The organism is Ferruginibacter profundus (assembly GCF_054783275.1).
Window position 1 is genome coordinate 1258378 of record NZ_BAAGQW010000003.1, and the last position, 13393, is coordinate 1271770.

Sequence of the window (13393 nt, forward strand, 5' to 3'; positions counted from 1 at the left end):
AAATTATTTTGGACTTTCAACAGATCTATCACGAGTTTATTGCGGGCATGAAGGATACTGGCTGGCTGGAATATATAGCCGTATTTGCCGGTATCATCAGTGTTTGGTACAGCCGTAAAGAGAATATTCTTGTTTATCCAACAGGTTTACTGAATACCATTTTTTATATTTACCTGAGCTTAAAAGGGGGATTACTGGGTGAAGCCAGCGTTAATTTTTATTACACCGTAATGAGTATTTATGGTTGGGTGATGTGGAGCAAGAAAAACAGTGCGCATGAAAATATGGTGAAGATAACCAAGGCATCGGGTAAAGAATGGGGGTACCATTTATTATTCTTTGCTTCATTTTATGTGGTGTTGTATTTTGCCATTACCTGGATGAGCAGCAAGGGTTATATAAAAGGGGCTATTCCCTGGGCTGATGCTTTTGCAAGTGCCACTGCTTATACCGGTATGTGGCTGATGACAAAAAAGAAAGTAGAAAGCTGGTACTGGTGGATAGCCACCAATATTGCATCAATACCTTTGTATTTTGTAAAGCATTATGTTTTTACCAGTGTATATTATATGGTATTACTGGCAATGGCCATAATGGGATTATTAGAATGGATGAAAAAAGAAAAAATAAATAAAGCATGAGTTATTGTACATTTAGTAATGCCCTTAAACCCGGCGAAAAAACAGTACACAAGGTTTATCATGATAACCATTATGGTTTTCCTATTGCAACCGACGATGAATTATTCTGCAGGCTGATACTGGAAATAAACCAGGCGGGCCTTAGCTGGGAAACCATCTTGAACAAACAGGATAATTTCAGAAAAGCCTACCACTTTTTTAATATTAAAAAAGTGGCCGCTTATAAAGAAAAAGATATCGAACGTTTATTGAATGATGCCGGCATCATCCGCAATAAATTAAAAGTGAATGCGGCTATAGAAAATGCCAAGACCATTCTTGTATTACAAAAACAATTCGGTTCATTTAAAGACTGGTTAAATCACCATCATCCCAAAACAAAAGAGGAATGGATGAAAGTATTTAAACAAACTTTTAAATTTACAGGCGGCGAAATTGTCAATGAATTTTTAATGAGTGCAGGTTACCTGCCCGGTGCACATGATGAAGATTGCCCCGTGCATAAAAAGGTAATTAAAGCAAAACCCATGTGGAGAGAAAAAATAAAAAAGTAAAAAAGTATATCGGGTATATAAAGTAAAGCAGGATGAAGAAAATTGTTGTGATAGGGCCTGAATCTACAGGTAAAAGCACTTTGTGTGAACTGCTTGCCAGGCATTATCAATCGGCATGGGTACAGGAGTACGCCAGGGAATATCTTTTAAAAAACGGCACCGACTATACTTTTGAAAATTTACTCGACGTTGCAAAAGGACAATTAGCCAATGAGGACACGGTTGTTGATAGCTGGCAAACCACCCATAAGCCGGAAATCAGCAACCCAAAATCTCCGATCCTTCTGGATACGGATATGTATGTAATGAAAGTATGGTGCGAATTTGTTTTTGAAAAATGCCATCACTGGATATTAAACAGGATCGTTGAAAGAAAATACGACCTGTACCTGCTTTGTAATATTGATGCGCCCTGGGTAAAAGATGAACTGAGAGAATACCCAGACCTTGTGATAAGAGAAAAATTATACCATCATTATAAAGACATCATGGTGAACCAGGATGTGCCATGGGTAGATATCAGTGGAAGTTATGAGGAAAGATTGCAGAAAGCCATCACGGCTATTGATGCTGTCATTTAATGATCTCGTCTATATCCGGATCACCTTCCAGATTATTCATCTGCCGCATAATATCGTCATAGCGATTAGCCACATAATTGCTTAATGGTTTAACAGTATACTTTTTAGGATTGGGTAAGCAAGCCGCAATTTGCGCCGCTTCGCCACGGGTTAGGTCTTTGGCATCTTTATTAAAATATTTTTTTGCAGCGGCCTGCACACCAAAAATACCGCGGCCCATCTCGGCAATGTTCAGGTAGCGTTCTAAAATCTTTCTTTTACTCCAGGCTGTTTCAATGGTAAAAGTAAAAAACACTTCGGGGCCTTTTCTAATAAAGCCGCCACCCTGGAAAAGGAAAATGTTTTTTGCTGTTTGCTGGCTGATGGTACTGCCACCTCTTATTTTGCCGGGATGCCTTTTATTATATTTCATCGCCAGTTTTATCGCTTTCAGATCAAAGCCATCATGGTCGGGAAATCGTTGGTCTTCACTGGCAATTACAGCCAGTTTAATATTGGGACCCATGGCATCATAACTGATATAATCCCTTGACAAACCATTACCCTGTAACACACTCCCTAATTGCGTTAATGTAATGGGGGGATTAAAGACAAAGCCCAGCAAAAAATAAAAAAAGTAGAGTATGTAAGCGGTAAAAAAAATCTTACAGGTTAGAGCAACTGCTTTTTTTATGGGATTATTCTTTTTTAGCCACACAAGATATACTATGGCAAGCAGGCAGGCAATGCCGATGGCTACCAGCAACTGCCATTTAAATTCTTTCACTGCAACAGCATCAGAAAAGTTGGTAAATACAAAATATAAAAACCAGCCAATATGAATTACAAAAACAACCAGGAATATTTTTTTTATCAGTCGCCAGATGGTTTTCAAAACAGGAGCATTTTTTATCGGGTTTAAAAAAGAACATGTTATACTATTGTAATCCAACACGTTTATTATGCTGCAATATAAAACTTTAGCGCTTTGTATTACTCATATCCATATACACCAGTTTGTATTTTTTGCCAATCACTAATCCGCTGCCACCGCTTTTGGCCCAGAAATAACCCAGTGTACCCAACCCAGCAGAAGCAATTAATAAAGGCGCACTGAATTTTTTTCTGTCCGCTACATATACCACTCCACTGGCTAATGTGAGCAGTACGCCACCGCCAAATAAACTTGCACCACTGCCTTTGCTGTCAAAACCCTTCTTTTTAAAATAGCCCAATGCTTTTATCTGGTTGTAATGAAATTTATAACGGAAACTTCCGGCGGTATCAATAATATAGGTACCAAAGGTGGTGGGTAAATAATTGATCACAAATTCCTGCAGAAAGAGCGTATCGTTTTTTATACCATTGATATAAGCTTTAATGTAGGCGCCGCTGGTGGTGGTAAAAGCAATATCATTACCTGCGTAGATAGTTTGCAGTGTTTTGTTTTTCTTTTTTACAATAATAAAATCAGCCGACTGTGCATAGGAGCAAACAGAGAACAACAGCAGGAATGGTAAAATTAACTTCATTGTACAAAATAAAAAACAACACTAATGAGCGGGCAAATTAATTGTTAATGTTTTATCAATGTATACACAATACCTGATAAAATAACCAAACCAAAAATAAGGTATAAAAAGCCGGATATGCGGTTGATGAGCAATATATTCCTGTCGCTTAATTTTTTTCCGAGGTTACCAGCACCTAAAACCTTACCCATATCGGCCAGCATATTTACAGCAAGGCAGGTAACAAATATTATAATGCGCTGGTGAAAATTATAATCGGCAGAGAGAGAGACTGCCATGGCTACCCAAAATGCTATTACAGCCGGATTTAGTGTGTTGATCAAAAACCCTGAAGTAAAAATGGCAAAATAATTCGTTTTCTTTTTTCCTGCAGGTGTTATTATATCGCCGGCTATTTCAACCGGTACTTCTTTGGGGGTTACTTTTTTAATAAAGGCAAAAAAAATACCCATGCCAATCAAAAATAAACTACCGGCAATGCCAATAGGTACTTTAAAATCCAGTAAGGATTTTACTGCCTCGCTAAAGCTGTTGCTGAGCACCACCCAGATAATATCACTCAGCCACACACCCGCTACAAAACTAAATCCGCCACGCCTGCCATGATTAACACTTTGCTTGATAATTGTAAATATTACCGGCCCTACTGAAAATATCAGCAGTAAACTTATAGCCAGCCCTTTTACAAATGCATCAATCATTAAATAAAAATAAGAAACCCCTGTTAATTATCAGCACCAACTGTCATTTATCTGTTCATTTATGCATTTCGGCGACACAATAATATAATTGTAATTTTATAGTTATTAATTTGGCAAATGGCTACAGGTAAAAAGCAGTTTATTTTTTTTCATGTAATAGGTATACTTATTTTTTTATGCCTGCCGGTTTTGTTTTTAAGTAACGGCCCCGAAAACAAGAGTATCATTGCAGTTGCAGCCAATAGCTGGTTCTGGATATTCTCTCTTATTTACAGCGGCATTTTTTACCTGAATGCATATTGGCTTTTCCCCCATTTGTACTTAAAGAAGCAATACCTGCTTTATATCACAACATTGCTGGCACTTCTGTCAGTTGTTTATTTTATTCAACCCTTCGATCATATCATCAGCCTTTCACCGCCACCCAATCAACCAGCTGGTAATTTTAATAACAGGCCTGGCCCGGTACACCACCGGCGTGTAGATTTTGTAAGTCTTTTTTTATATGCTGTTGTTGTTTCAATGAGTATACTTATCCCTGTAGTAAAACAATGGCAAAAAACACAGCAGCAATTTATTACTGCACAAAAAGACAAAGCCAATGCAGAACTCTCTTTTTTAAAAGCGCAGATCAATCCGCATTTTTTATTCAATACACTTAACAATTTGTATTCGCTTTCGCTTACAGGTAGTGATAGAACACCGGAAAGTATCCTGCGCCTGTCTAATATTATGCGCTATGTTACCGATGAAATACAAAACGATTTTGTACCACTTGAAAACGAAATACAATGTATCAATGATTTTATTGAACTGCAAAAGCTGCGGCTGAACAGCAAAACAACTGTAGTATTCACTTATGAAAAGATAAATAACCAGCTACAGGTTGCACCTTTGATATTATTACCCTTTGTTGAAAATGTGTTTAAACATGGCACCAGTAATAATGAAGCCAGTACTATTGAAATTAAAATTGCAGTTAAGGAAAGAGACATCCTTTTTTATTGTAAGAATACTATCTTTAACCATACTCAGCATATAAGCCGCCAGGGAACCGGTATTACCAATGTTACCATGCGTTTGAAAAACGTATATCCCGGTAAACATTTTTTAAAAATTGAAGAGGATGGAAAAGTTTTTGAAGTACATTTAATTATTAACACATGAAGCTTTCCTGCATAGCAATAGATGATGAACCTCTGGCACTGGAAGTAATAAAAAAATATGCTTATAAAAATGAGCTGTTGTTATTACAGCAGGTATTTGATAATGTAATTGAAGCCGAAAAATATTTGCAGCAACATACTACAGACCTGCTTTTTGTGGATATTGATATGCCCGATAAGAGCGGCATAGAACTCATTGCAGGCCTGGCCAAAAAGCCACTGATTATTTTTACTACGGCACATAAAAAATTTGCTTTACAGGCTTTTGATATGGAAGCAGTGGATTATTTATTAAAACCTATACAGGCATCACGGTTTGATAAGGCAGTTGAAAAAGCCATTGTAGTAGCCAAAGGAATATCAAAAGCAGAAGACAATGATTCTTTTGTTGTATATGCCGAATATAAATTGGTGAAGATTGTTTTTAGCAATGTGCTCTATATAGAAAGTATGCAGGACTATGTAAAAATTCACCTGCAACATGAAAAACCGGTAATGACGTTGCAAACGCTTAAAAAAATAGCAGCGCTTTTGCCCCCGGAAAAATTTCAACAAATACACCGCAGTTATATTGTTGCGGTTGATAAAATAAAATTACTGCAGCAAAAAAATATTGAATTGGTTAATGGCACTCAATTGCCTGTAAGTAACAGTTACTCGGGCTTTATAAAGGCCTTTAAAGAAAAGTTAAGAAACTAATCTTTTGTTCATTTAATCGGTACACCTCTTTCATTCATCGGTACATTATTCTCCCCGGCCCAACCAAATTACAATTTGGAGTATCTATGCGTTATATAGCAACGCCGCTTTAATTCAATTGGCTCAAAGAAAAACCAATCATATTCTCATCACCCAAAAACAGACAATTATGGAACGTAAACATTTTTTAAAAAACGGCCTGGCAGCTTTAGGTTTGGTAGCTGTGGCTCCTTTAATGAATGCCTGCAAAAAAACCGATACCACCACAGATACCAGCGGGTCTGGTGGCAGTGGAAGTGGTGGCGGCAGTACCAACTGTGCCGTGGCTCCATCAGAAACTGCAGGGCCATTTCCTACTATCACGCCTTCTTCATTGGTAAAAAGCGATATCCGGTCAGACAGGACCGGTGTGGCATTTACCATTAATATCATCATAAAAAATACCAACAGCAGTTGTGCTGCATTGGCAGGTGCCATTGTAGATATATGGCATTGCGATAAAGATGGCAATTACTCTGAGTATGGCGGCACCAGTATGCAAACCACCAATTACACTGCAGTACATTTTTTAAGAGGCCGCCAGGTAACAGATAGCAGCGGGCAGGTTTCGTTCACTTCAATTTTTCCGGGCTGGTATACCGGCCGTGCCACTCATATTCATGTGCATGTGTATAATGCTTCGGGTACTTCTTTATTAATTACGCAAATTGCTTTTCCTGAGGGTAGCAGCAGTGCAGTAGCCACCGTAAACGGAAGTGGCGGCACAACTTATGGCTATACAAAAGGCATGAGCGGATATACTTACAACGCTGCAGATAATATATTCAGCGATGATACTGCCGGCGTACAAATTGCTGCAGTAACCGGCAGCCTTGCAGCTGGCTATGTATTAACACAAACAATAAATGTAGCCGCATAATTTTTTTGCGTTTGTTTCAGGTAAACCACAATGGGAGCTTTAAGCATTTGCTTAAGGCTTTCCATCTTTTAAAATGTATACATGAGTAAAGGCATCATAAAATTCGGCCTCAAAAAAATTATTGAAGCACCGGCTGTATCGCTTTGGGAAAAATTAGTGTTTGACGCTACGTGGATGGAATACAGGATGCAGGCTGCTAATTATAACCAGCAAAGCAAGGCAACATTGTTTACTGCTATCGCAAGAGAAAATTCCAATGCAGAAAAATTGCATGGTGCAGTGAGCACCGCCGCCATTGGCTATATCAGGCAGTTGCAGGATGTAATTCCCGGGTTAGTTAATGCTCATGGCAAAAACATGATACCGTTTAAAAATTTCAAATTCAATATTATCCAGTCGGATATGGTGGATAGTGCATTGCATAAAGTGGAAATTATTTTTATATCAGAGCCGCTCACTTTAATTGATGTTTATACTAACCGGTATTTAATAGCTGTTGGCGATAAACTGCAGCAATTACAGGAAGGCAAGGAGGTAGAAACAGAATTGATTACACAGGTTGAGCAATTGAGTATTTATTCATTCATTAAACCAGCTGTATAAAATGGCTCACGATGCAAAGGCAATTATTCATTTAAGTGATAACAGGGGCCATTTTGAAAGTGAATGGATGCGTAGCCTGGTGACTTTTAATTTTGGTAATTATAAAAATGAAAACCGGCAACCGTTCGGCACCTTGCAGGTTTTTAATGAAGATACCCTGGCAGCTGGTAAAAGCATCAACATGCTGGTAGAAGAAAATACTGAAGTGCTGATTATCCCTTTAACGGGCACGATACTTTTTAAAGAACAGTCCGGCAACGAAACCTGCATCAACCCGGGGCAGGTGCAATTATTTGCTGCGGCTAATCAAAGTCGTTATGAAATTATCAATCCGTATGAAAAAGAGGCGCTGGTAAATTTTTTACAGATATGGCTATATAAAAAAGAAACTGTTTTTATTCCAAAAATGCAACTGTGCCATTTTGATCTGTCGCAAACCAATCAACTGCACACCATAATTACTGCAGCCGATTTAAATCTACAAGCCTTTTCTTATATCGGCAAATATGATGGCAGAAAGAAAGGCGCTTATTCTTTACAAAATAAAAATAGTGGTATCTATTGTTTTGTAATTGAAGGGGCTTTTGAAATTGAAGACCGGTTGTTGCATGCTAAAGACGGGCTTGCCATCTGGAACACAGCTGAGATAGATTTTGAAGCCTTGTCTAATGGAGCGATACTATTATTATTTGAGGTTCCCTTGGGTGGTTACTAATTCGCCATTTAAAAATTTTTGCCAGTCTTCCAGCATTTTGCCTTTTAGTACACGGGGAAATTTATGTTGGCCACCTTCTTTCCCTTTAGCTTTCATAAAATCCATAAACCGCTTTTCAGGCATCACATCTACTATTACTTCTTTTAATGCATGTTTACGTTCTACTTCATAATCATCATTCAGTTCCTTTAATTTGGCATCAATTAAAGCTGCTAATGAAACTGCATTTACATTATCATCTGTGGCAACAAACCAATGGTGTGCAAAAAAGTTGCCGTATGGTACACCCGCTACAGTAAATTCAGGAATAGAAATATTCAGCTCTTCACTCACCATTTCAATGGCCTTGTTCATATTGTCTACACTCAAATGCTCACCCACCAGGCTTAAAAAGTGCTTTGTTCTTCCGGTAATAATGATCTCACTTCTGGCAGTATCAATCAATCTTACCGTATCGCCAATGGCATAACGCCATGCGCCGGCATTGGTACTTATTAAAATGGCATAATCTTTATTTTCCTCTATTTCATGGATCATAAAGGTTTCCGGATCATCCACCATATTACCTTCACTATCAAAATTATTATCATCAAAAGGCACAAACTCAAAAAAGATATTGTTATTGAGTGCCAGGTGCATACCCTTGGTATCCTGCCGGTTCTGATAAGCTAAAAATCCTTCACTTGCCAGGTAGGTCTCTATATAGGTGATTGGTTTGCCCAGCAATTTTTCAAAACCTTTTCTATAGGGTTCCATAGCCACGCCGCCATGTACATAAAAAGAAAGGTTAGGCCATATCTCGTGAATGTTGTTGAGTTTGTACCGCTCAATAATTTTTTCCATGCACAACTGCAGCCATGCCGGCACACCAATAATAAAACCAATATCCCAGTTGGGCGCATTTTCTACAATCTCTTCTAATTTTTTACCCCAGTCTTTTTGCTTGGCAATTTTTTTACCCGGCTTATACAAACCCAGCCCCTGGAACCAGAAAGGAATATTTTTTTGCTGAATACCACTCAGATCGCCTGCATAATAGGTGGGCCCCTTTTGCAATTGCGTACTACCGCCCAGCATCAGCCAACCCTTGCCCACAGCGCTTTTGGGCACATCGTGATATTTGGTAAGGCTTAATAATTGTTTAAAGCTGGTAATTACATTACTGCGTATTAATTCTTTGGTAATAGGAATGTATTTACTGGTAGCATCGCTGGTACCGCTGCTTAAGGCAAAATATTTTATCACTCCGGGCCAGCATACATCGGGTATACCGTCTTTGGCTTTATGCCACCAGGCCTCGTAAATTTTATTGTAATTATAAGTAGGTACTAATTGCTGAAATTTTTTGCCGGGATGGCGGCTGAGCAGGATATCATCAAAACGATACCGCTGGCCAAACTCGGTAAACCTTGCTTTGCGCAATAATTTTTTCAGCACTTTTAATTGCTGCCGGCGGGCATCGCTTACAGGCAAATTAAGTGCCCGGGCAATGGAAGCCGGTAATTTAATGTCAAATATGGCCATCTATGCTTGCAAGGTTAAGTACACAAATATAAACAATAAGCCCGAAAGATAACACCCCTTTCCGGGCCGGGCATGACCAAAGTCAAGTGGGCGTATCAATAAATATTAACTAATTTTATCGCCTTAAAACTAAAACGAAATGAAGAAAATTATTTTAGCGGTTGTCTTGTCAATCACATTATTTAAAGCCAGTGCCGATGAAGGTATGTGGCTGCCTATGTTACTGGGCGAACAGGTATATGCTGATATGGTAAAAAAAGGGTTGAAACTTACCAAAGAGCAGTTGTATTCCATCAACAAATCATCTATTAAAGATGCCATTTTAATCTTCGGCGGTGGCTGTACCGGCGAAATTGTAAGCGACAAGGGCCTCATCTTTACCAATCACCATTGCGGCTACTCAGCTATTGCAGGGGCAAGCACTGTAGAGCACAATTATTTGCAGGATGGCTTTTATGCTTATAACATGAGCCAGGAAATTAAAAGCACTTTGACCGTTCAGTTCCTGGACAGGATTGTGGACGTAACCAAAGATGTGGAAGATGCTGTAAAAGGCTTAAGCTGGGATGACAGGGTAAAAAAGATGCCTGAAGTTTTTAAAACCATCACCGATAAAGTGGCTGATAAGGAAAACGGGTTAACCGGCAGGGTATACAGCATGTTCAAAGGCAATCAATACATCATGTACGTGTACAAAACTTACCGTGACATACGCCTGGTTGGTGCGCCTCCGGAAAGCGTTGGTAAGTTTGGTGGCGATACCGATAACTGGGAATGGCCCCGCCACACCGGTGATTTTAGTGTGTTTAGAGTATACGCTACAAAAGATGGTAAGCCTGCAGATTACAGCACCGATAATGTGCCGCTTAAACCAAAAGCATTTTTACCGGTAAGCATTAAAGGTTTTAAAGATGGTGATTATGCTATGATCTATGGTTATCCCGGCGGCACCAATCGTTACGAAACCAGCTATGGCATTAAATTAAAAAATGAAATTGAAAACCCATCACTGGTGAATTTGCGTGACATGCGCTTGAAATACATGTACGAGCAAATGATTAAAGACCCGGCGGTAAAATTAAAATTAGCCAACAGCTATGCCGGTATTGCCAACTACTGGAAATTTTATGATGGCGAAACTAAACAACTGATAAAATTTCATACCCAGCAGCAAAAGGAAGAATACGAAGCTAAATTTACTGCATGGGCAAAAGGCAAACCGGAGTATGAAAATATTTTTGCTGACTATGCAAAAAATTATGCTGCATGGACACCTTATAGTAAAATGCGCCAGTATTTAAATGAAGGTATCACAGGATCTCCGCTGGCGGCATTTGCGGCTTCGTTTGTTTCTTTGGAAGATAAGTTATTAAAACCAAGCACGCCGTCTGCTGAAATTAAAAAAGCTATTGAAGCTGCCACTGCCAGCCGCAAAGCTTTTTTAGAAGGAGAAGACCTGCCAAGCGATGAAAAAATATTAGCCTCAGTTGCAATGATGTTTTACAACGACATTGATAAAAACCAGCACCCCGTTGGTTTATACGAAAGTATGAAAGGCACATTCGGCAGTCTTAAAGAAGAAAGTACTTTTAAGAGCTGGGCTAAAGATGTATTTGCTAAAACCATGTTTTTAGATGATACCAAATGGGATGCCTTTGCCAAAGCACCTACTGCTGCCGGATTGCAGGCCGATCCTGCTTTTGCATTTGCCAGTGCATTTGTAAAAAATTACAATAGCAAATATGCATCGTTATACACTGCATTTACCAATAAAAATGCTGAGTTGGGAAGAGCTTATTTAAAAGGCGTTATGGAAATGAACCCGGCAGCCGTTAAAAAAATGTATCCCGATGCTAACTTTAGTATGAGGGTCAGTTACGGTAATGTAAAAAGTTATCGTCCGCGTGATGCAGTGTTTTACGATTATGTATGTACTGCAAAAGGCATTTTAGAAAAGTATGTACCTAAAGATTATGAATTTGATCTGCCATCTAAACAAATTGAATTATTAAAGGCAAGAGATTTTGGCCAGTATATTGATAAAGCTAAAAATGACCTGGTGGTAACATTTATCACTACCAATGATATCACCGGTGGTAATTCCGGTTCCCCGGTAATTGATGGCAATGGTAATTTAATAGGTCTTGCTTTTGATGGCAACTACGAAGCATTAAGTCATAAAATTGCTTTTGATAAAGATTTAAACAGAACTATTTGTGTTGATGTGCGCTATGTATTGTGGTGTATTGATAAGTTGGGTGGTGCAGGTAATATTATTAAAGAGCTGAAGCTGGTAAAATAGTTTTGCTCCCGTATTTTAAAACCGCCATACTCTTCGTATGGCGGTTTTTTATTTTATGTGCTTTTGGGCGCAATCTGCAGCAGATGCCCAAACACCAACTTTTTATTTTAAATTTGTTTTAACGTTACCAAACTTTCTATTCATGTTTCCAAACCAACTCCGTAAAAGAGTATGCACTACTCTTTTATCAACAATGCTGTTATTTTCATTCACTACAGGTTTTGCACAGCAAAAAGAACAGTTACTACACCATTTAAATAAGCTGCTGGTAAATACGGTTATGGAAGATCTTTTTACGCCACCCATTGCCAGCCGTATTTATGTGTATCCCAATATTGCATTTTATGAATGTATACGTTTAGATGATCCTTCACTACCTACTTTAACAGGAAAGCTGAATGGGCTTAAAACATTGCCGGCATTACCTGCCAATAAAAAGATTGACAATTTTGTTGCCGCCTGTGCATCGTTTTCCTATGTAGCACAAACGCTGGTGGGTACCGAATATAAAATAGAAAACTGGCGTACTGCATTCACCGATTCGTTATTGCACGAGGGAGATACTATGGTAGTCAAAAACTCTGTTCAGTATGGCCGCCTTGTTGCCGATAGTATTATTGCATGGACAAAAAGAGATAATTACCTGAAGTCGAGAGGACTGATGCGTTATGTGATCAGTCATAAACCCGGCGACTGGCAACCCACACCGTTAGATTATGCACAGGGGCTTGAACCTCATTGGAACACCATCAGGCCATTAACTTTAAGCTCTCCGTCGCAATTTTCCCCAAAAGAAAAATTAGTGTACAGCATGGATAAGAAATCTAAGTTTTATAAAACCATGATGGAATGCTACAACATCGTAAATAATTTGGATTCTGGCAGAAAAGCCACAGCATTATATTGGGATGATAACCCTAACGTATCGGCAAATATCGGCCACCTGAATTATTTCATTCATAAAATTTCTCCGGGTGGCCATTGGGTAATGATAGCCGGCCAGGCCTGTGCCGAAAAAAATATTTCCGTTACAAAATCTGCACAGGTTTATGCACTAACTACTGTTGCTATTTTTGATGCTTTTATCAGTTGCTGGGATGAAAAGTACAGGATCAATCTTATTCGCCCCATCACTATCATCAACCGTAATGTAGATCGTAACTGGGTGCCCTTTATTCAAACACCGCCTTTTCCTGAATTTACCAGCGGTCACTCCGTAACTTCCAACGCAGCTTCAACTATACTTACCGCTTTACTGGGTGATAATTATGTGTTTACTGATAAAACAGAAATCCCTTTTGGCCAGGGCACCAGAACATTCAATTCTTTTTACGAAGCGTCGCTTGAATCATCCACCAGCCGGGTTTATGGCGGTATCCACTATCCCGAAACCGCACGTATAAGTGTACTGCAGGGAAAAGCCATTGGAAAAAATGTATTACAAATTTTATATCCTGCAGCAATCATTAAATAATTA

Annotated in this window: 14 protein-coding genes; 10 read left to right on the plus strand and 4 right to left on the minus strand. The window is 38.8% G+C overall.

Translation table 11 applies throughout. The features are described from left to right. Positions 1–8 precede the first annotated feature (8 nt). From pnuC to ACYVM0_RS25030, 3 genes are read left to right on the plus strand one after another with little or no spacing between them, the layout of a single operon-like run. Positions 9–641, plus strand: coding sequence for a nicotinamide mononucleotide transporter family protein (gene pnuC, locus ACYVM0_RS25020; RefSeq protein ID WP_460561850.1), 633 nt, complete (start codon positions 9–11; stop codon positions 639–641). Then, entirely contained in the window at positions 638–1195 is a 558-nt protein-coding gene (locus tag ACYVM0_RS25025; protein ID WP_460561852.1) for a DNA-3-methyladenine glycosylase I, read from the plus strand. The genes pnuC and ACYVM0_RS25025 overlap by 4 nt, the downstream gene beginning before the upstream one ends. Before the next feature lie 32 nt (positions 1196–1227). Continuing rightward, complete coding sequence (locus tag ACYVM0_RS25030) at positions 1228–1776, plus strand: AAA family ATPase (RefSeq protein ID WP_460561854.1); 549 nt, start codon at positions 1228–1230, stop codon at positions 1774–1776. On the opposite strand, the gene mtgA is transcribed toward ACYVM0_RS25030, so the two are convergent. From mtgA to ACYVM0_RS25045, 3 genes are all read right to left on the minus strand, one after another. Beyond that, positions 1769–2650, minus strand: a complete 882-nt coding sequence (gene mtgA, locus ACYVM0_RS25035) for a monofunctional biosynthetic peptidoglycan transglycosylase (protein WP_460561856.1) — start codon at positions 2648–2650, stop codon at positions 1769–1771. The two genes, ACYVM0_RS25030 and mtgA, sit on opposite strands and share 8 nt — an antisense overlap. A gap of 85 nt (positions 2651–2735) precedes the next feature. Continuing rightward, positions 2736–3287 carry a hypothetical protein gene (locus ACYVM0_RS25040; protein ID WP_460561858.1) on the minus strand — a complete coding sequence of 184 codons (552 nt, stop codon included), beginning with the start codon at positions 3285–3287 and terminating at the stop codon, positions 2736–2738. A 44-nt stretch (positions 3288–3331) separates the two neighbouring features. Further along, on the minus strand, positions 3332–3988 hold the full coding sequence (locus ACYVM0_RS25045) for a LysE family translocator (protein WP_460561860.1): 657 nt from the start codon (positions 3986–3988) through the stop codon (positions 3332–3334). Between the two features lie 117 nt (positions 3989–4105). Here ACYVM0_RS25045 and ACYVM0_RS25050 point away from each other — a divergent pair, with 117 nt between their 5' ends. The 5 genes from ACYVM0_RS25050 (at position 4106) to ACYVM0_RS25070 (ending at position 8090) form a co-directional block, all read left to right on the plus strand. Further along, positions 4106–5155 carry a sensor histidine kinase gene (locus ACYVM0_RS25050; RefSeq protein WP_460561862.1) on the plus strand — a complete coding sequence of 350 codons (1050 nt, stop codon included), beginning with the start codon at positions 4106–4108 and terminating at the stop codon, positions 5153–5155. Next, positions 5152–5853 carry a LytR/AlgR family response regulator transcription factor gene (locus ACYVM0_RS25055; protein ID WP_460561864.1) on the plus strand — a complete coding sequence of 234 codons (702 nt, stop codon included), beginning with the start codon at positions 5152–5154 and terminating at the stop codon, positions 5851–5853. Before ACYVM0_RS25050 ends, ACYVM0_RS25055 begins: the two co-directional genes overlap by 4 nt. A gap of 169 nt (positions 5854–6022) precedes the next feature. Then, positions 6023–6772 (plus strand): peptidase associated/transthyretin-like domain-containing protein, encoded by a 750-nt coding sequence (locus tag ACYVM0_RS25060; protein WP_460561866.1) that lies wholly within the window; start codon positions 6023–6025, stop codon positions 6770–6772. An 81-nt stretch (positions 6773–6853) separates the two neighbouring features. Continuing rightward, positions 6854–7375 (plus strand): hypothetical protein, encoded by a 522-nt coding sequence (locus ACYVM0_RS25065; protein WP_460561868.1) that lies wholly within the window; start codon positions 6854–6856, stop codon positions 7373–7375. A 1-nt stretch (position 7376) separates the two neighbouring features. Further along, positions 7377–8090, plus strand: coding sequence for a pirin family protein (locus tag ACYVM0_RS25070; protein WP_460561870.1), 714 nt, complete (start codon positions 7377–7379; stop codon positions 8088–8090). Here the strand turns inward: ACYVM0_RS25070 and ACYVM0_RS25075 are convergent. Continuing rightward, positions 8061–9614, minus strand: a complete 1554-nt coding sequence (locus ACYVM0_RS25075) for a GH3 domain-containing protein (RefSeq protein ID WP_460561872.1) — start codon at positions 9612–9614, stop codon at positions 8061–8063. The genes ACYVM0_RS25070 and ACYVM0_RS25075 overlap by 30 nt on opposite strands. Positions 9615–9753: 139 nt before the next feature. Between ACYVM0_RS25075 and ACYVM0_RS25080 the strand changes: the two genes are divergently transcribed. Both ACYVM0_RS25080 and ACYVM0_RS25085 read left to right on the plus strand, forming a co-directional pair. Beyond that, complete coding sequence (locus ACYVM0_RS25080; RefSeq protein ID WP_460561874.1) at positions 9754–11916, plus strand: S46 family peptidase; 2163 nt, start codon at positions 9754–9756, stop codon at positions 11914–11916. 142 nt (positions 11917–12058) lie between these two features. Further along, positions 12059–13390: a vanadium-dependent haloperoxidase gene (locus ACYVM0_RS25085; protein ID WP_460561876.1), complete on the plus strand. Its 1332-nt coding sequence runs from the start codon at positions 12059–12061 to the stop codon at positions 13388–13390. Positions 13391–13393: the final 3 nt, after the last annotated feature.